Annotated in this window: 17 protein-coding genes; 8 read left to right on the top strand and 9 right to left on the bottom strand. The window is 32.6% G+C overall.

Annotation, left to right across the window (positions count from 1 at the left end; translation table 11 throughout):
* Nucleotides 1-72 precede the first annotated feature (72 nt).
* The 3 genes from dapA to QFA95_RS01195 are packed head-to-tail and all read left to right on the top strand — an operon-like array spanning nucleotide 73 to nucleotide 3,060.
* Nucleotides 73-930 carry a 4-hydroxy-tetrahydrodipicolinate synthase gene (gene dapA / locus QFA95_RS01185; RefSeq protein ID WP_486463023.1) on the top strand — a complete coding sequence of 286 codons (858 nt, stop codon included), beginning with the start codon at nucleotides 73-75 and terminating at the stop codon, nucleotides 928-930.
* On the top strand, nucleotides 923-2,302 hold the full coding sequence (gene bamC / locus QFA95_RS01190; protein ID WP_486463024.1) for an NlpB/DapX family lipoprotein: 1,380 nt from the start codon (nucleotides 923-925) through the stop codon (nucleotides 2,300-2,302). The genes dapA and bamC overlap by 8 nt, the downstream gene beginning before the upstream one ends.
* Nucleotides 2,303-2,307: 5 nt before the next feature.
* Nucleotides 2,308-3,060: an MBL fold metallo-hydrolase gene (locus QFA95_RS01195; RefSeq protein ID WP_486463025.1), complete on the top strand. Its 753-nt coding sequence runs from the start codon at nucleotides 2,308-2,310 to the stop codon at nucleotides 3,058-3,060.
* On the opposite strand, the gene QFA95_RS01200 is transcribed toward QFA95_RS01195, so the two are convergent.
* Complete coding sequence (locus QFA95_RS01200) at nucleotides 3,053-4,093, bottom strand: cupin domain-containing protein (protein WP_486463026.1); 1,041 nt, start codon at nucleotides 4,091-4,093, stop codon at nucleotides 3,053-3,055. The genes QFA95_RS01195 and QFA95_RS01200 overlap by 8 nt on opposite strands.
* A 38-nt stretch (nucleotides 4,094-4,131) precedes the next feature.
* On the opposite strand from QFA95_RS01200, the gene QFA95_RS01205 reads away from it, so the two are divergent.
* Nucleotides 4,132-5,139, top strand: coding sequence for a quinone-dependent dihydroorotate dehydrogenase (locus tag QFA95_RS01205; protein ID WP_486463027.1), 1,008 nt, complete (start codon nucleotides 4,132-4,134; stop codon nucleotides 5,137-5,139).
* A gap of 16 nt (nucleotides 5,140-5,155) precedes the next feature.
* Nucleotides 5,156-5,746, top strand: coding sequence for a glutathione S-transferase N-terminal domain-containing protein (locus QFA95_RS01210; RefSeq protein ID WP_486463433.1), 591 nt, complete (start codon nucleotides 5,156-5,158; stop codon nucleotides 5,744-5,746).
* Here the strand turns inward: QFA95_RS01210 and clpA are convergent.
* Genes clpA through tgt form a run of 7 tightly spaced genes read right to left on the bottom strand, consistent with a single transcriptional unit; the run spans nucleotide 5,721 to nucleotide 13,913 of the window.
* The gene (gene clpA, locus QFA95_RS01215; RefSeq protein WP_486463028.1) at nucleotides 5,721-8,006 is read right to left on the bottom strand and encodes an ATP-dependent Clp protease ATP-binding subunit ClpA; all 2,286 of its coding nucleotides are present in this window, start codon (nucleotides 8,004-8,006) and stop codon (nucleotides 5,721-5,723) included. The two genes, QFA95_RS01210 and clpA, sit on opposite strands and share 26 nt — an antisense overlap.
* Before the next feature lie 7 nt (nucleotides 8,007-8,013).
* Complete coding sequence (gene clpS / locus QFA95_RS01220) at nucleotides 8,014-8,322, bottom strand: ATP-dependent Clp protease adapter ClpS (protein ID WP_486463029.1); 309 nt, start codon at nucleotides 8,320-8,322, stop codon at nucleotides 8,014-8,016.
* A 7-nt stretch (nucleotides 8,323-8,329) separates the two neighbouring features.
* Nucleotides 8,330-9,586: an HlyC/CorC family transporter gene (locus tag QFA95_RS01225; RefSeq protein ID WP_486463030.1), complete on the bottom strand. Its 1,257-nt coding sequence runs from the start codon at nucleotides 9,584-9,586 to the stop codon at nucleotides 8,330-8,332.
* An 8-nt stretch (nucleotides 9,587-9,594) separates the two neighbouring features.
* The gene (secF, locus tag QFA95_RS01230; protein WP_486463031.1) at nucleotides 9,595-10,533 is read right to left on the bottom strand and encodes a protein translocase subunit SecF; all 939 of its coding nucleotides are present in this window, start codon (nucleotides 10,531-10,533) and stop codon (nucleotides 9,595-9,597) included.
* A complete protein-coding gene (gene secD, locus QFA95_RS01235; protein ID WP_486463032.1) occupies nucleotides 10,533-12,425 on the bottom strand; it encodes a protein translocase subunit SecD in 1,893 nt (630 codons plus the stop codon). Before secD ends, secF begins: the two co-directional genes overlap by 1 nt.
* A gap of 12 nt (nucleotides 12,426-12,437) precedes the next feature.
* Nucleotides 12,438-12,752 carry a preprotein translocase subunit YajC gene (gene yajC / locus QFA95_RS01240; RefSeq protein ID WP_486463033.1) on the bottom strand — a complete coding sequence of 105 codons (315 nt, stop codon included), beginning with the start codon at nucleotides 12,750-12,752 and terminating at the stop codon, nucleotides 12,438-12,440.
* A 57-nt stretch (nucleotides 12,753-12,809) separates the two neighbouring features.
* A complete protein-coding gene (tgt, locus tag QFA95_RS01245; RefSeq protein WP_486463034.1) occupies nucleotides 12,810-13,913 on the bottom strand; it encodes a tRNA guanosine(34) transglycosylase Tgt in 1,104 nt (367 codons plus the stop codon).
* Nucleotides 13,914-13,998: 85 nt separating this feature from the next.
* Between tgt and pssA the strand changes: the two genes are divergently transcribed.
* Genes pssA through QFA95_RS01260 form a run of 3 tightly spaced genes read left to right on the top strand, consistent with a single transcriptional unit; the run spans nucleotide 13,999 to nucleotide 16,957 of the window.
* On the top strand, nucleotides 13,999-14,757 hold the full coding sequence (pssA, locus tag QFA95_RS01250) for a CDP-diacylglycerol--serine O-phosphatidyltransferase (protein ID WP_486463035.1): 759 nt from the start codon (nucleotides 13,999-14,001) through the stop codon (nucleotides 14,755-14,757).
* On the top strand, nucleotides 14,754-16,289 hold the full coding sequence (locus QFA95_RS01255; RefSeq protein WP_486463036.1) for a 2-isopropylmalate synthase: 1,536 nt from the start codon (nucleotides 14,754-14,756) through the stop codon (nucleotides 16,287-16,289). Before pssA ends, QFA95_RS01255 begins: the two co-directional genes overlap by 4 nt.
* Before the next feature lie 2 nt (nucleotides 16,290-16,291).
* On the top strand, nucleotides 16,292-16,957 hold the full coding sequence (locus tag QFA95_RS01260) for a histidinol-phosphatase (protein ID WP_486463037.1): 666 nt from the start codon (nucleotides 16,292-16,294) through the stop codon (nucleotides 16,955-16,957).
* On the opposite strand, the gene QFA95_RS01265 is transcribed toward QFA95_RS01260, so the two are convergent.
* A complete protein-coding gene (locus tag QFA95_RS01265; protein WP_486463038.1) occupies nucleotides 16,954-17,730 on the bottom strand; it encodes a cytochrome C assembly family protein in 777 nt (258 codons plus the stop codon). The genes QFA95_RS01260 and QFA95_RS01265 overlap by 4 nt on opposite strands.
* Nucleotides 17,731-17,735: the final 5 nt, after the last annotated feature.

Consider the following 17,735-nt stretch of genomic DNA (forward strand, 5'->3'; position numbering starts at 1 on the left):
TTAAAATTTATTTTGATCATACATTAAATCAAGTAAAATAATACTTAATTTCTTAAGTTATCAGTTTACGACATGTTAAAAGGCAGTTTTGTTGCAATTGTTACTCCAATGTTTGAAGATGGTTCTATTGATTATGAATCACTAAGAAAATTAATTGATTTTCATTGCGAAAATAGCTCTGATGGCATTGTTGTCGTTGGTACTTCAGGGGAATCCCCAACTATTACATTTGAAGAGCATACTAATCTAATCAAAGAAACTATTGAATACACATCCAAAAGGTTACCAGTTATTGCAGGAACGGGAGCAAATTCAACTGAAGAGGCAATTTTTTTAACTAACTCAGCAAAGGAATTAGGCGCTGACGCCGCGCTGATTGTTGCACCCTATTACAATAAGCCGCCCCAAGAAGGTTTATATCGTCATTTTAAAAAAATTAACGATGAGGTTGATATTCCTCAGATTTTGTACAATGTTCCATCAAGAACCTGTTCAGATATAGAAAATAACACAGTGATTGAGTTATCTAAATTAAGAAATATCATAGGAATCAAGGATGCAACTGGAGACTTAAGTCGCATTGAAACCTTAAAAAATGAAGTAGCCGATAATTTTTTATTTTATAGTGGTGATGATGCGACTGCATGTGATTTTTTAAAACTAGGCGGTCATGGAGTGATATCTGTTACTGCAAATATCAAACCACGAGAGATGAGTTTGATTTGTCATTTAAATGCAACAGGCCAATTTGATGATGCCAATAATGTTAATCAGCAAATAAGTGAGCTTCATGAAATATTATTTGTGGAGTCCAATCCAATTCCTGTAAAGTATCTCTTAAACAAGATGGGACTTATTAAATCTGGTATTAGACTACCCTTAATTCCTTTAAATTCATCGCATCATAAAGTATTTGAAAAATATGTATAAATTTATATTAACAATTTTTATCTCAATAATACTTACTAGTTGTTCAAGTATTGAAGAAATTCCAATTATTGATAAAGTAACGCAACCTGATTATGTCAGCTCAAAAAAAGCAAAAAAATTAGAGATACCTCCAGATCTTGATGATGTTAATTCATCAAACAAATACTCAATCAATGGCCAGCCAACCTCCCTAAAACAATATCAAAATAAAGATAATGAGAAAAATCTTGCTAATTTAATCAATAATGAAAAAGATAAGATTAAAGTTGTGAAATCAGGAGCAATGCGATGGTTGGTTATCCCAGCAAGACAAAAAGAAGTATGGCCAGTTGTTGAAAGTTTCTGGGAAGATATGGGGTTTGATGTTTCGTCATCTAAACGCACAGGAATTATTGAAACGAAATGGATCTCAGAGTCGGATTTAAAAAAAGAGGAAAGCACTCTGGGCAGGTTTGATGCATGGCTGGATGCTTTGGCCAATACTGGGACACGAAGAAAGTTTAGAACAAGAATTGAGGACGGAGTTGCGGAAGGCACAACTGAGGTGTATTTGTCACAAAGATCAGTTCTTAAAGGCCTTGATGAACATTACGAAAGAAAAGCTAAACATTACGATAATACAGTAAACCCAGATACAGTATACAAGATACAGGAATATAAATCTGGTCCAGATGATGAAAAAGAGATTATGGTTAGTAATTTTAAAGAAGATGATTTAGAAATTCAGTATGAACTCCTCCGACGGCTTATGGTTAAATTGGGTGCGAGCGATCTTAGTGCTAAAGAATCACTGGACACAGCTGTTGAAATTAAAAATGCTGAATTGATTAACCAGGATGATTTTAAATATATAAAATTAAATGATAATTACAGTAGGGCATGGAGAAGACTAAGTTTAGCTATTGATATGGTTGGTTTTTTAGTTGAAGACAAAAATCGCTCCGATGGTATTTTTTACATAAAATATTCAAACTTAGAAATTGACGAAGATGGGAAAAAACCAAAAAAGAAAAAAGGGCTAATTAGTAAGTTGGCTTTTTGGCAAGACGACGATGTCAGTAAAGAAGAAGACCCGGAAGGCCAAGAGATGTATCGAAAAGAGATTGAAGGGGAAGATCAGGACGAAGCTTCATTAAATAAATCTGATAAAAAATGGTCAGAAAAAACTTGGGAAGAAAAATTTCCTTTTTTTGCAAATTGGGGTGACGATGATGAAGAAAATGTTCCAGAAGGAGAAAAAAGATTCAGAGTGCGCATTGTTGAGATTGACGATGGTGCAAAAGTCTATATAGATTATCCTAACGAGTCATTAAATAAAACAAAAACGGCACAATCTATTATCAATATTCTTTATGATTATCTAAAAACATAAAAATAATGTTCTTATTTGCATCTTTGGGAAGCGGAAGTGAAGGAAATTCATTTTTAATTAAAACTGATAAAACAATCTTTATGGTGGATTGTGGATTTAATTACAAAGAAACAGAAAATAGACTTTCAGGGTTAGGCCTTACATTTTCAGACATTAATCATATTTTAATTACTCATGAGCATGAAGATCACATGAGAGCAATAAAGATGATTATCAAGAAAGAGAAAATTCAAATTAGTTGTTCTTATGGCACAGCAAAAAAAATTGGAATTGTTGACGAGGTTAATATAATAAACCCTGGTGATACATTAGTAGGCAATGACCTTCAGGTTGAAGTGGTGCCGGTACCACACGATGCTCGCGAACCATGTCACTACGTTTTTAAAAAAGATACATTAAAAATAGGAATAATCACAGATTTTGGATCATTAACTCCTAAAATTATTGAATCATATTCTAATTTAAATTATTTGGTTGTAGAGGCAAATCATGATGCAAACTTACTGATGAAATCCTCTTATCCAACAAGTCTTAAGAATAGAATTTTTGGAAAACTAGGCCATGCAAATAATGATTTAACATTTGATTTAATTTCTCAAATAAAAAAAGATAAATTAAAAAAAATTATATTTTGTCACTTGAGTAAGCAAAATAATCAAAAAGAAATAATTAAGCACACAGTAAAAGAGTACTTCGATAAATTTAAATGTGAGTTTATAAGTCAAGAGAATATATTTAACTGGTCTGAAATTAAATAACAAATTTTCTTTTAAATACAATATATTCTTTTTTGAATAGCTTAAATAAAAGCAAAATAGATTTGTTATCTAATTTTGAGGCATCCATTATTTGTTTATTAAAAAATCTCTTAAATTCTTTTATTGAGCTGGGTTCTATATTAATTTTAATTCCATTAATATAAAAATTTTCTCCGAAATATAATGCTTTTGTCTTTTGATTTAAAAAAAGAGGCAATTTTTTTAATTGCTCTTTAAATTTTTTTAAACTCATTACTTTTGTTTTAAATAAATCTAAATCAACGTTTGTAAGATAAATCCCAATAAATTCATCTAGAATTATCGGTTTATAGTCTAAGTTACGAATAAAAAAGTCTTTAATATCATTTGAAATTAATGCCTTTTGTTTGGATAATGTTTTATTTTGAAAAAAAATTGTTGATGTTTGATCTAGTTGATTAAAAATGTAGTCATTAAAAATTTCTTTTATATTTAAAGAATCAGGAGATCTAAATCCAACAGAGTAGGTATTGCATACCTGAGTTTGGCTGATTCCATAATGATCAATCCCTGGTGGAACATATAGAATGTCTCCTTCTTTGGCTGTATATGAAAATACTTTTTTATTTTCATAAATTTTCCAGTTCTTAATCCCCTTGCCCTGAATCAAAAAAACACTGTAATTATCCTTATGCTTTCCAACCGATCCTTTGATATTAGATAAAGAAATCATGACATCATCTATCAAATATTGAGGGATAAAATCAAATAGATTTTTAATTTCAAAAGAAAGCTGATGAATATGATTTGTTTTATAAAAAAGCTTACTTAACGGAGTATTTATATGTAATTTCTTTTTAACATTAGTAAAATTAGTGTATTTTCCTCCATCTTGAATAAATACTTTCTTCTCTAAAGCTTTTGTGGATGGTAAATCAAAATTATCCAAATCGATAAAGTTATCATCTAGCTTGCTTATTCCCCCAGGCAGAAAAAAATGTTTTTTATCCCAGTAATTTTTAAGAAAGGTTTTTTTGTTTAATATTAATTTCATAAGTTTATTTTAGATTACTTTAAAGATAGAATGTCGATATGTTATATCGCTTTTTCCGATCAGTAATATTTCTGTTACCTCCTGAATTTTCTCATCACTTCATTTTAAAAATTTTGAAGTTCGTTAATTTTATTTCACTTTTAAAAGCAAAAGATATAAAAAATGAAAAGCCAGTTTCTATCAAGGGATTAAATTTTAAAAATAGGGTAGGTTTGGCTGCTGGTTTCGATAAAAATGCAGAGCATATAGAAATATTTGAGAATCTTGGATTTGGTTTTTTAGAAATAGGTACTGTGACCCCAAAACCGCAGCCTGGAAATAAAAAGCCTAGGATTTATAGAGATCCAAAAAATGAAGCTCTCATCAATTCTTTTGGTTTTAATAATGTTGGTATTTATAAGTTTATTGATAATATTAAAAAATCAAATGTAAATCTTATAATTGGCATTAATATTGGAAAAAATGCAATGACTGCATATGAGGATTCCATAAACGACTATATTGCATGTATGAGAGAAGCATACATATATGCAGATTATTTAACAGTGAATATATCTTCTCCCAATACTAAAAACTTAAGGGATCTTCATAATCTCTCGGATTTAAGAATATTTATAAAAAGTTTAATGATAGAAAAAAATAAGTTGAAAAAAAAATTGAATAGGTCTGTGCCCATTTTTTTAAAACTATCGCCAGATATTGAAGAATCAAAAATTAAACCAATCATTGACTTACTTATTGCTAATAGCATTGATGGAGTTATCATTACTAACACAACAATTGATAAGTCAAAAATATCCAAGCATTATCAACATCTTCCTGGCGGTGTGTCAGGAGCGCCTTTAAAAATAAAATCAGAACAAATGTTATCAAAAGTTAAAAAAATTTCTAAAAATAAGCTTTTAATTATCAGTGTTGGTGGAATCATGACTGCTGATGATGCATTAAAAAGAATTAGAATGGGAGCAGATTTAGTTCAGATATATACCGGTCTAATTTATCAAGGACCATCTTTGGTTAATGAAATTCGTCAAAAGCTATCATAAGAGCGTCTTACCATTCATGTATTCTTATAGGAGATGCCCATACGCGATGCGTGCACGGCTGTCTCTATATCTTGCTCGGATAGATTTTTCTATATACGAAATCTCTTTAAAAAACAAACCAGAACATATGCTAGCAGTGAGTCCAAAAGGAACGGTACCGGTCTTAATTTTAGGGGATAATCAAATAATTGATGAGAGTCTAGATATAATGATGTGGGCATTTTCACATCAAGGTATTATGGATAAATACCTTCCTCAGGATAAGAAACAAATAAGTTTATCTCTCATAAATTCAAATGATAATAGTTTTAAAAAAAATTTAGATAGTTATAAATATGCTTATGATGACAACAAAAGAGAGAATGCATTCAAAAAGTGCCTAGATTATGTATCAGAGCTTGATTTACTTTTGGAAAAAAATGAATATCTACTAGATGACTGTCCTCTCATGGTTGATTATGCAATCTTTCCATTTATCAGACAATTTATTAATGTAGATGTACTAAAATTTGAAGATGAGGGTTTTAAAAAGATTAACCAATGGTTTAATCGAATATTATCGTCCAATGAATTTGAACATATTATGATGAAGTCAAAGATTTCTTAGATGATGTTGATTGTTTTGACTCAATCTGTAATTTGATATTTTCATTGTCATCAATATCAATATGAACATCGCCGCCATTAACTAATTTTCCAAATAGTAATTCGTCAGCAAGAGCTTTTCTAATAGTATCTTGGATTAATCTTGACATAGGCCGAGCACCCATTTTGATATCGAAACCATTTTTAGCTAAATAATGTTTTAAGTTATCTGAAAAGGTCACTTCGACTTTTTTGTCATGCAGTTGATTCTCAAGCTGGATTAAAAATTTATCTACAACCTTAAGAATAGTCTCATTCTCAAGAGGAGCAAAAGAAACAATGGCATCAATACGATTTCTAAACTCTGGAGAAAAGGCTTTATTAATTTCTTTTTTTTCATCAAAAACGGTTTGAGTATCTGTGATAAAACCTAATGATGATTTTGATAATGACTCAGCACCAACATTCGTGGTCATAATTAACGTAACGTTCCTAAAGTCAATTTTTCTTCCATTGCTATCAGTAAGGAAACCATTATCCATAATTTGAAGAAGTATATTATGTACATCTGGATGTGCTTTCTCAATCTCATCAAGTAATAAAACGGCATAAGGATTTTTATTGATTGACTCTGTTAAAGTGCCACCTTGATCAAAACCTACGTATCCTGGGGGGGCACCAATTAGTTTTGATACAGCATGTCTCTCCATGAATTCGCTCATATCAATACGGATTAATTCAATACCTAAAGTATAAGCGAGCTGTTTGGCCACTTCTGTTTTACCAACCCCGGTAGGACCACTAAACATAAAACTACCAATTGGTTTATTGTCTGATAATAAACCACTACGAGCCATTTTTATTGCAGTTGAAAGTTTATTAATAGCTTCATCTTGACCAAAAATTATCGCTTTCAGATCTCGCTCTAGGTTTTTGAGCATGCTGAGATCATCTTGGTTAATATTTTTGGATGGAATTTTCGCAATTTTAGAAATAACTTCCTCAATTTCTTTCGATGAGATAGTTTTCTTTTGTTTTGTTTTCGGAAGTATTTTTTGTAATGCTCCAGCTTCATCAATAACATCAATGGCTTTATCAGGAAGTTTTCTATCGGTAATATATTTGGCTGATAATTCAACCGCTGAAATCAATGCATTGTTCAAAAACTTAACCTTATGATGACTTTCAAATGATTTTTTTAAACCTTTAAGGATTTCTATAGAAACTGGGATCGATGGTTCATCGACATCAATTTTTTGAAAACGTCTAGTTAATGCGTGATCTTTTTCAAAAACAGTTCTATATTCATTGAAAGTTGTTGCGCCAATACATCTCAACTCCCCCTTCGCTAAAGCAGGCTTAAGGAGATTCGATGCATCCAATGTACCGCCGCTAGCAGATCCTGCTCCAATGATGGTATGGATCTCATCAATAAATAATATGGCATTAGGTTTTTTTGTAAGTTGTTTTAAGACATTTTTTAAACGTTGTTCAAAATCACCACGATATTTTGTCCCAGCAATAAGGGCGCCAAGATCTAAAGAGTAAATCACTGTGTCTTTGAGTACTTCAGGTATATCACCATCAACAATTTTTTTTGCCAAACCTTCAGCAATAGCTGTCTTGCCAACCCCTGCATCACCAACTAGAAGTGGATTATTTTTTCTTCTTCTACATAAGATTTGAGCTACTCTTTCAATTTCATCTTCTCTTCCAATCACTGGGTCAATTTTCCCATCGAGAACTATTTTATTTAGATTTAATGCATAGGATTCCAGATCAGATTCTTTGTTTTGTATTTTTTGGTCAATATTTTCATCAACCTCATCAGCTTCATTTTCTTTATCTATATCTTTTTCAATTCCGTGAGCGATAAAATTAACAACGTCTAATCTTGCAATTCCTTGTTGATGAAGAAAGTACACCGCATGTGAATCTTTCTCACCAAAAATTGCAACTAGAACATTTGCGCCTGTTACTTCTTTCTTTCCCGAGGACTGAACATGCAGCATGGCTCTTTGTATGACTCTTTGAAAGCCAAGGGTAGGTTGTGTATCAACCTCATTTTCTCCATTGACAATAGGGGTATGCTCTTCAATATGATTTAGTAAATCTTTCTTTAGGGTATCAAAATTTGCTCCACAAGCTTTCAAAACTTCTTGAGCGGAAGGATTATCAAGCATGGCTACTAATAGATGTTCGACAGTGATAAGCTCATGTCTTTTTTGGCGTGCATCCATAAATGCCATATGTAAACTAACTTCTAATTCTTGTGAAATCATAATTTAATCATATCTTTTCTATAATACTTTGCAAGGGGTGTTGAGCTTCTTTTGCTAACTTTAACACTTGATTCATCTTAGTTTCAGCAATTTCATATGGGTAAATTCCACATATTGCCATTCCTTCTGTATGAATTTTCAACATAATTCTGGTTGCCTCATCCTCTGTTTTTGTGAAAACTTTCATAAGAACGTCAACCACAAATTCCATTGGAGTAAAATCATCATTAAGAACTAAAACTTTGAACATTTTGGGAAGATTTGGTTTAACATTTTTTTTTGGTTCAACTATTATCTTCTGATCTTCTTGAGTCATGGCGATTTTATTTAAAAATTTTAAGAGTTTTTATGCTTTTATCTTGAGCGTTAATAATTTCAAAAGTAATTCCATCAATTTTAAAGCTCGTATTAGTTTCTGGTATATCTTCAAAATATTCCAAGATATAACCATTTATAGTTTTTGCTTTTTGTGATGATAAATTTAATTTAGTTATTTTATTAATTTTTTTTAAATTACATCCACCTTCAATAATCCATCCATCGTCTTCATTTATAATTTTTGCATCGTCTGAGGGAAGATTTAAGCTGAATTCACCAGTAATTTCCTCGAGAATATCTTCTAGAGTAATGATACCCATAAAGTCGCCATATTCATTAACCACTAAAGCAATCTTGTATTTATTTTCTTGAAAATGTTGAATTTGTTTATGTAAAGAAGTTCCACTTGCAACAAATTCTGGTGGCTCAACGGTATTTCTTATTTTATCAATTGTAATGCCATCCTGATCATCAATGAATTTTATTAATTTTCTGATATTTAATAATCCAGTTATTTGTTGACTATCATTATTTCGGACCAATATAAACTCATGGTGATAAGTTTTTAATTTTTTAAATATCTCTTCAACTTCTTGATTTATATTGATGAATTCAACATTGGTATGTGGAATCATTAGATCGTCAACAGTATCATTTTCTAAGTCGATTAAATTAATCAGCATGGATTGATTTTTGTTTGTAATGTCTTTGCTAGAGGATGAGATGACAGATTTTAACTCATCCATCGTAATCAAATTTTTTTCATTAAAATTTAGTTTTATATTAAAGATTTTTAAAATTGATAAGACAAAAAAGTTAATAAATAAGACTATCGGATAAAGAATTTTAAGAAGGGGATATAGTATAAAGCTACATGCCAAGGCTAATTTCTCACTGTATGCGGCCGCAATAACTTTTGGGGTAATTTCACTAAAAATAACAATTAAAAAAGTTACAATAAGCGTCGAAGCCAATAAAATTTCTTCATCTGAATTGAACAATTGGATTGATATGACGGTTACCATTGAGGCAGCAGCAGCATTGGAGAAATTGTTACATATCAAAATCACACTCAAAAGCTTATCTGTTTGCTTAATTAATTTATTAGCTAAACGAGCTGACTTTAAACCTTTTTTTTCTAGATATTGAAGTCTATGTTTATTAATACCCATCAAACTTGTCTCCGCAATAGAAAAGAAGGCCGAGATAAAAAGTAGGCAGAATAAAATAGTAATTTGATAAGTTATTGGTAAGTCAATCACTTTTCAATTTATGGAGTTGATTCCATTTCTTCTTTTTTTTGTGGGGTTGAGCCTGCTAGATTGGAATGATTAGTTCCTAGCCATAACGCCATAGGACAGCCAACCATGATCGATGAATAAATCCCAAATAAAATACCAATCGTTAAGGCAAGTGAGAAGTTATGAAGGATTTCGCCACCAAAAATTAACATGGAAATAACAACGGTCTGCGTAGATAAGTGGGTCATGATGGTCCGTGACATGGTTCGAGTAATTGCATTATTCATTACATCGATAACACTAGATCTCCTCATTTTCTTAAAGTTTTCTCTAACTCTGTCAAAAACAACAACAGACTCATTCACAGAGTAACCAAGAACAGCAAGAACTGCTGCTAAAACTGTAAGATTGAATTCCCATTGAAAAAAAGCAAAAAAACCTAAGATAATAATTACATCATGCATGTTAGCAACAACAGCAGCAACAGCAAATCTCCATTCAAATCTTAATGACAAATACAAAATAATTCCCAAACAAACAAATAGAATAGCTAACGCTCCATTTTCAAATAGCTCTTCACCAACTTGACCTCCTACCGACTCGACCCTTTTAATTTCAAACTTATTATTAAGTTTAGCGAGCTCCTGATTTACCAGTTCAGATAGTTCTGCGATGGTAATATCTTCATTCAAAGGCATTCTGATTAGGACATCTTTATCGGTTCCAAAATTTTGAACCTGAATTTCATTCAGGTTGATTTGCGTTAATTGCTCCCTAATCTCATCAACATTCGCTTTTTGTTCATAGGAAATTTCAATGATAGTTCCGCCAGTAAAATCTACACCATAATTTAAGCCCTTTTGAAACAGGAAAAAAAATGCCATGACAAAAGTCAGGATTGAGATGGAGGCAGCAATCTTTCGATATTTTAAAAAAGGTATATCATTTTTAACGCGAAATATTTCCATTAGTTATTAACCTTGTAGATTTCACCAATATTAAGCTTGTCAATTTTTCTTTTTGAGCCATAAAAGAAGTTTGCTAACGCTCTTGAGACTAAGATGGCTGAAAACATAGAAGTAAGAATACCTAAAACATGGACGACAGCAAAACCTTTAATTGGCCCAGTTCCAAACATAAATAGCGCAATGCCCGCAATCAGTGTCGTGATATTTGAATCTAAAATTGTTCCCCAAGCCTTCTCATAACCCAAGTGAATGCTCGCCTGTGGAGTATTACCATTTCTTATTTCATCTCTAATACGTTCATTAATTAAAACATTTGAATCAATGGCCATACCAACTGTAAGAGCCATTGCTGCAAGACCAGGTAAAGTTAATGTAGCTTGTATCGTTGATAAAAGTGCGACAAGTAGAACTAAGTTAATACTAAGAGCTATGGATGAAAATATACCAAAGAGCATGTAGTAAATTGAGATTAAAATAATGACGGCAATAAAGCCCCAAAAAGTCGATTGAATACCTCTTTGAATATTTTCTTTACCCATGCTTGGACCAACAGTTCTTTCTTCAATAATCTCCATAGGAGCTGCAAGAGAGCCTGCTCTTAATAATAATGAAACATCTGTTGCCTCTTGAGCATTTTTCATTCCTGTAATCTGAACTCTTCCTCCACCAATCTCACTTTTGATCACTGGCGCAGTGATTATTTCAGTTATATTTTTTTCAATTAACAAAATAGCGATTCTTTTACCAATATTATCTCGGGTAATTTTTTTAAAAATATTTGCACCCTTGCTATCTAAGTTAAGAGATACGATTGATTGCCCAGTTTGACTGTCAACACCAGGACCTGCATTGTTGATATTTTCACCAGTTAAGATCACATCTTTTTTGAGAAGCAAGGGGTTTTGATTTCGGTCGTAAAATAAATCTCTACCGAATGGGATATCGCCGTCAATTGCTTGATCGATATCAGCCGGACTAGCTTCATCATCAACCAGCCTCATTTCAAGCAGTGCAGTTCGACCGATAATATCTTTAGCTTTTGCAGTATCTTGAACGCCTGGTAATTGAACAACAATTCTATTTTCACCTTGTTGCTGGATGATTGGCTCAGCAACACCTAACTCATTGATTCTATTATTTAATGTTTCTAAATTTTGCTTGATAGCAAACTTTGTCATTTCTTCTTTATTCGCTTGCGATCCCTCAATAGCAAGAATAAAGTTTCCATTATCTGTCATTTCTTTAATCTTCTCTTTACCAATAGATCCACCTAGATTTATTCTTTTAGAAATTTCAAAACTTGTATCATCCCGAAGCAGAATATTTTTTGATTTTTTTAAATCATTTTCATTGGTTAGCTGAACTAAAATTAAACCATCTTCAACAGAAATCTGGTCATATCTGATCTTATTTTCTCTTAATAATGTTCTAATTTCATTAATCCTACCGGATGACTCTTTGGCTTCAATATTACTTAAATCAACTTGCATTAGGAAATGCACACCGCCTCTTAAATCAAGCCCTAAATACATGGGTTGACCTCCAATGCTTTCAAGCCATTTAGGGGAATTAGGAAGTAAATTCAATGCCACCACAAAATTTGGACCCAATTTTTCTTCAAGCAAACCTTTTGATGTAAGTTGATCTTCATTATTGGTTAATTTAATTTTTATGTAGTTTTCGGTCAGGACTAAACCGTTATAGGGAATATTATTTTCTTCGAGTATTTTTTCAGATTGTGATGCAATGATGGGGTCCATCTTCTCACCCGATTTGATCGGCATAATTTGCACTGCAGGAGCTTCACCAAAAAAATTAGGCAGTGCATAAAATACAGCAAAAACTACTATTAATAAAATTAAAGTATTTTTCCAACGAGAAAATTGATTCATAGTTTTATCAACTTAAATAGATTTGATAGTTCCTTTGCTTAAAACAGCTTGAACTGAATTTTTTTGCACCTTGATTTGAGTGTTATCGGATATTTGCAAAATCACAAAGTTATCTGCGACTTTTTCAATCTTTCCTAGGATGCCTGATGCAAGCATGATTTCATCTCCCTTTTTAAGTTCTGCTAACAATTTTTTATGCTCTTTGGCTTGCTTCATTTGTGGACGAATCAACATAAAATAAAACAAAATAAAGATAATGATGAACGGAACAAAGCTCATCAGACCGCCGGGAGCAGGAGCGCTGTTTGCGTAAGCTAGTGAAATCATTTGAACCTCAAATAAAAAAAAGAAAAAGAATTTTAGCATAATTACTCTGATTAAAGTCTATTTGTCCGAGGATCCTCTTTTGGAGAAAAAATCATTCTTATATTCTTTAAACTTGTTATTTATAATTGCTTGACGAGCATCTGCCATAAATTTTTTATAAAAAAATAGATTATGGATAGTATTTAAGGTTGAGCCCAGCATTTCGCCAATCCTAAACAAGTGATGAAGATAGGAGCGTGAAAAATTTCTACAGGTATAACACTCACAATTTTCATCTAATGGCTTTAGGTCATTTTTGTACTGACTATTTTTAATTTTGATATCTCCATATTGCGTAAATAGCCATCCGTTTCGTGCGTTCCTTGTTGGCATAACACAATCAAACATATCCACTCCTTGTTCAACTGCATTAAGAATATCTTCTGGTGTTCCGACACCCATTAAGTATCTAGGTTTATTGGTTGGCATGTGGTCAGATAGATCTGTAATGACTTTCAACATTTCATCTTTTGGCTCTCCCACAGAAAGACCTCCAATGGCATAACCATCAAAATCTAATTCTTGTAATTGATTGATTGAATTAATTCTTAAATCTTTATACATTCCCCCTTGAACAATCCCAAAAAGTGCATTGTTGCTTTTAAAAGAATCTTTAGATCTTTTTGCCCAACGCAAACTTAATTCCATGGAGGACTTTGCCTCTTCTTTGGAAGCTGGATAATTTGTACATTCATCAAAGACCATTGCAATATCTGAGTTGAGTTTTGTCTGAATTTCCATTGAAATTTCCGGGCTCAAGAAACAAGAATCACCATTAATTGGAGATTTAAATACCACTCCATCTTCATTCAACGATCTCAACTTGCCGAGACTCCAGACCTGAAAGCCGCCACTATCAGTCAATATAGGCTTTTGCCAGTTAATAAAATCATGTAACCCATTATGAGACTCTACAATATCCATACCTGGTCGCAACCAAAGATGGTAGGTATTCCCTAAAATGATTTGAAAATCAATTTCCTCAAGCATCGATGGCGTAATCCCTTTAACAGCTCCATAAGTACCAACGGGCATGAATATTGGAGTATCCAGTGTCCCATGATTCAGAGTTATTTTGGTTGCACGGGCTCGTGAGTCGATTGATTCAATTTTGAATTGCATAGTAATTTTTTTTTAAAAGCCTATTATATGAGCAATCCTTTCTAAATACGATGAAAAAAGAAATGATCTAGGATAAAATTATGTGATGAACAAATCAGTAAAAAAACAAAGTGAATTTTATTTACTTCCAAACTTATTTACAACAGCAGCATTGTTTTTTGGTTTTTTTTCCATTTTAAATGCGATGAATGGTAAATTCGAATTTGCTGCGTTAGCTATCTTTTTTGCATTAGTCATGGATGGCCTTGATGGGAGAGTGGCAAGACTTACCAACACAGAAAGCAAGTTTGGTGCGGAGTATGACAGTTTGTCAGACATGGTGTCTTTTGGTGTAGCACCTGCACTTGTGATGTATGTTTGGGCTTTAAAGCCGTTAGGTAAGATTGGATGGATTGGAGCTTTTATCTACTGCGCATGTGCAGCATTTAGATTAGCAAGATTTAATACCAAGCTAGATGTACTTGAAAAGAAATATTTCTTCGGGCTTCCATCACCTGCTGCTGCTGCATTGATCGCATCGTTTATATGGGTTTGTATAGACAATGGAATTAGTGGCAATGATACTTTTTTAAATTTTTTCCAAATGCAGTGGTTTGCATTAGTAATGATTCTTATTGCTGCATTATCAATGGTTACGGATATTAAATATTACAGCGGTAAGGATTTAAATTTAAGAAATAGCGTACCTTCCGTATCCATTCTATTGATTGTGATGGGATTCTCTCTTTTATCTCATAGCCCTGCAGAAATAATATTTATTATACTTCTTGGTTATTTATTGTCTGGCTATGTAAACTTTTTTAAAGAAAATTTTAAATTTGAAAAAAACAGAAAGACGAAATGACAGAAAAATTAATAATATTTGACACCACGCTCAGAGATGGGGAGCAAAGTCCCGGTGCTTCAATGACGCAAGAAGAAAAAGTGCGCATTGCTCTCCAGTTGGAAAAGCTTGGCGTTGATGTCATTGAGGCAGGTTTTGCTGCAGCGAGCCCTGGGGATTTTAAAGCGATCGAGGCAGTTGCAAAAAAAATTCAGAAATCTACTGTTTGCTCGCTCGCTCGAGCAGTAAAAAATGATATTGAAAGGGCAGGACATGCGATTGAAAGTGCCACCTCAGGAAGAATTCATACATTTATTGCTACAAGTCCGATTCACATGGAAAATAAATTAAGAATGACCCCTGATCAAGTCTTAAATAGAGCGGTTGAGGCTGTGAAATGGGCTCTTGAATATACCGATGACGTCGAATTTTCTGCTGAAGATGCTGTTCGATCTGAGATACCATTCTTGGTTGAAGTTTTTGATGCGGTTATACAGGCTGGTGCTAAAACAATTAATGTCCCTGACACAGTAGGATATTCAATTCCCTTTCAGTGGGGTGACCGAATTAAACAACTGATTGATAAAGTACCTAATTCGCAATCAGTTATATGGTCTACTCATTGCCATAATGATCTTGGTATGGCGGTTGCAAATTCATTATCAGCCGTTTTAAATGGAGCAAGACAAGTTGAATGTACAATTAATGGTCTTGGGGAAAGGGCTGGTAATGCCAGCTTAGAAGAAGTTGTCATGACTGTAAAAACCAGACAAGATATTTTTAATTTACAAACCAATATTAATACTGAATTTATTGTACCGACATCTAAGTTGGTATCGACAATTACAGGATATGCTGTTCAACCTAATAAGGCGATTGTTGGAGCAAATGCTTTTGCCCATGAGTCCGGAATTCATCAAGATGGTGTTTTAAAGCATAGGGAAACCTATGAAATTATGAAGGCTGAAGATGTGGGATGGGGCGCTAATAAAATTTCATTAGGCAAGCTATCTGGTAGAAATGCCTTTAAGAACCGTCTTGAAACACTGGGTATTGAGTTAGATTCGGATGAGCTTTTAAATGCGGCATTTGAAAAATTTAAAAATTTAGCGGATAAGAAATCAGAGATTTTTGATGAAGATATTCATGCATTAATTAGCGATGAGTATTCTGCAGATACTGCAGAGATTTTTAAATTAATTTCCTTGAAAGCGACAGCGGAGATAAATAAGAAACCAACTGCCCAGATTACAATAGACATGGATGGTAAAGAGTTTTCTGAGGATTCTGAAGGAAGCGGCATGGTTGACGCTACTTTTAAAGCCATTGAAAAAATTGTTAAATCAGATTCTGAATTACTTCTTTACTCCGTGAGCAATATTACTACCGGTACTGATGCTCAAGGTGAGGTTACAGTTAGACTTGCCAAGGGTGGACGTGTTGTCAATGGCCAAGGATCTGATACTGACATTGTTATCGCGTCAGCTAAAGCCTACATTAATGCAGCGAACAAAATATTATCCAAGCTCGAGAGAGCGCATCCTCAGGTTTAATTTTGAATTTAGCATTATTTGATCTAGATAACACCTTGCTCAGGGGCGATTCTGATTATAACTGGTCAAAATTTCTTATCAAAAATGGACTTTTGGATAGTAAAGAACATGAAAAACAAAATGAAATTTTTTATCAAGATTATAAAGACGGCTGTCTAGATATTTATAAATTTTGCGAGTTTCAATTTCGTCCTTTTACTATGATAAAAAGAGATAAACTGAATAAGCTACGTGAGCAATACGTGGCTGAGGTGATTAAGCCTTTGGTAACTACAAAGTCTCTAAATCTGGTGAAGTCCCATCAAAAAAATAATGATTTATGTATGATCATTACGGCAACAAACTCATATATCACAAAGCCAATTGCTTCACTTTTCGGTGTAGATGTTCTAATCGGAACTGATCCAGAAGAAGTTGATGGTATTTTTACTGGGCATGTTTCCGGAACTCCTTCATTTCAAGAGGGAAAAATTACTAGATTAAAAGCATGGTTACATGATCATCAATATTCGTTTGATAACTTCAAGCACACTTATTTTTATTCAGATTCTCAGAATGACCTACCTTTGTTAAATTCTGTATCAAATCCGGTATGCGTTAATCCAGATCCTATTTTAGAGTCAAAGGCAAAACAAAATAATTGGCCTATAATTTCTTTGGATGATTAACCTATTAGATACTCAAAAACAAACTTGCTGCCGAAGTAAGAAAGTACTAGAAGGATAAAAGCAAACAAAGATAGCTTTATCGCTTTTCTCCCTCTTAATCCATTAATTTGTCTTTGGTAAAAAATATAACCATAAAAAATCCAAGAAAATATTCCAAATAAAGTCTTGTGATTGAAAACAAAAGCACTATTAAAAATTTCCTGTGAAAAGAAAATTCCTGTAAAAATTGTTATAGATAAAAGTAAAAAACCTATTCCTATCATCGTAAAAAGAAACTGTTCCATACTTAATAGAGAGTTATCGGTTGAAAAAAGTGATGAGATCTTTTTCTTATGAAGATTGTTTTCTAAAAATAATATAAAAATAGAAAAAACAGCGGAGTAAGTTAAAAGACCATAGGCTATTATCGCAATGGTGATATGGGCAAGATAATAAAGTGAGTCTGTATCTCTAATGGAATACTCATGTGAGAAAAAATAATGAAAAACTAAGATAACTAGAGTTGGAATAATTACTATTTTTTCTAGGCCTTGGTAATTCATCTTTATATTAAATATTAAATAAAATATAACGGTAACAATGCTTACCACAAGCAAGGCATTTGAAAAGTCAAAGTTAAATTCTTTAAGAACAACATCATGGTAGATAAGAAAAAGGTGACTAATTAATGCTACAAATAAAAAAATATTTTTTAATTGGATATTTTTTTTTAAATTTACAAGGCTGAGTAAATAAAAAATCAATGCAGCAGATAGCGATCCAAAATACAACATATGTC

The organism is Candidatus Methylolitoribacter marinus (assembly GCF_051853155.1).
Taxonomy (GTDB): Bacteria; Pseudomonadota; Gammaproteobacteria; order Burkholderiales; family Methylophilaceae; genus BACL14.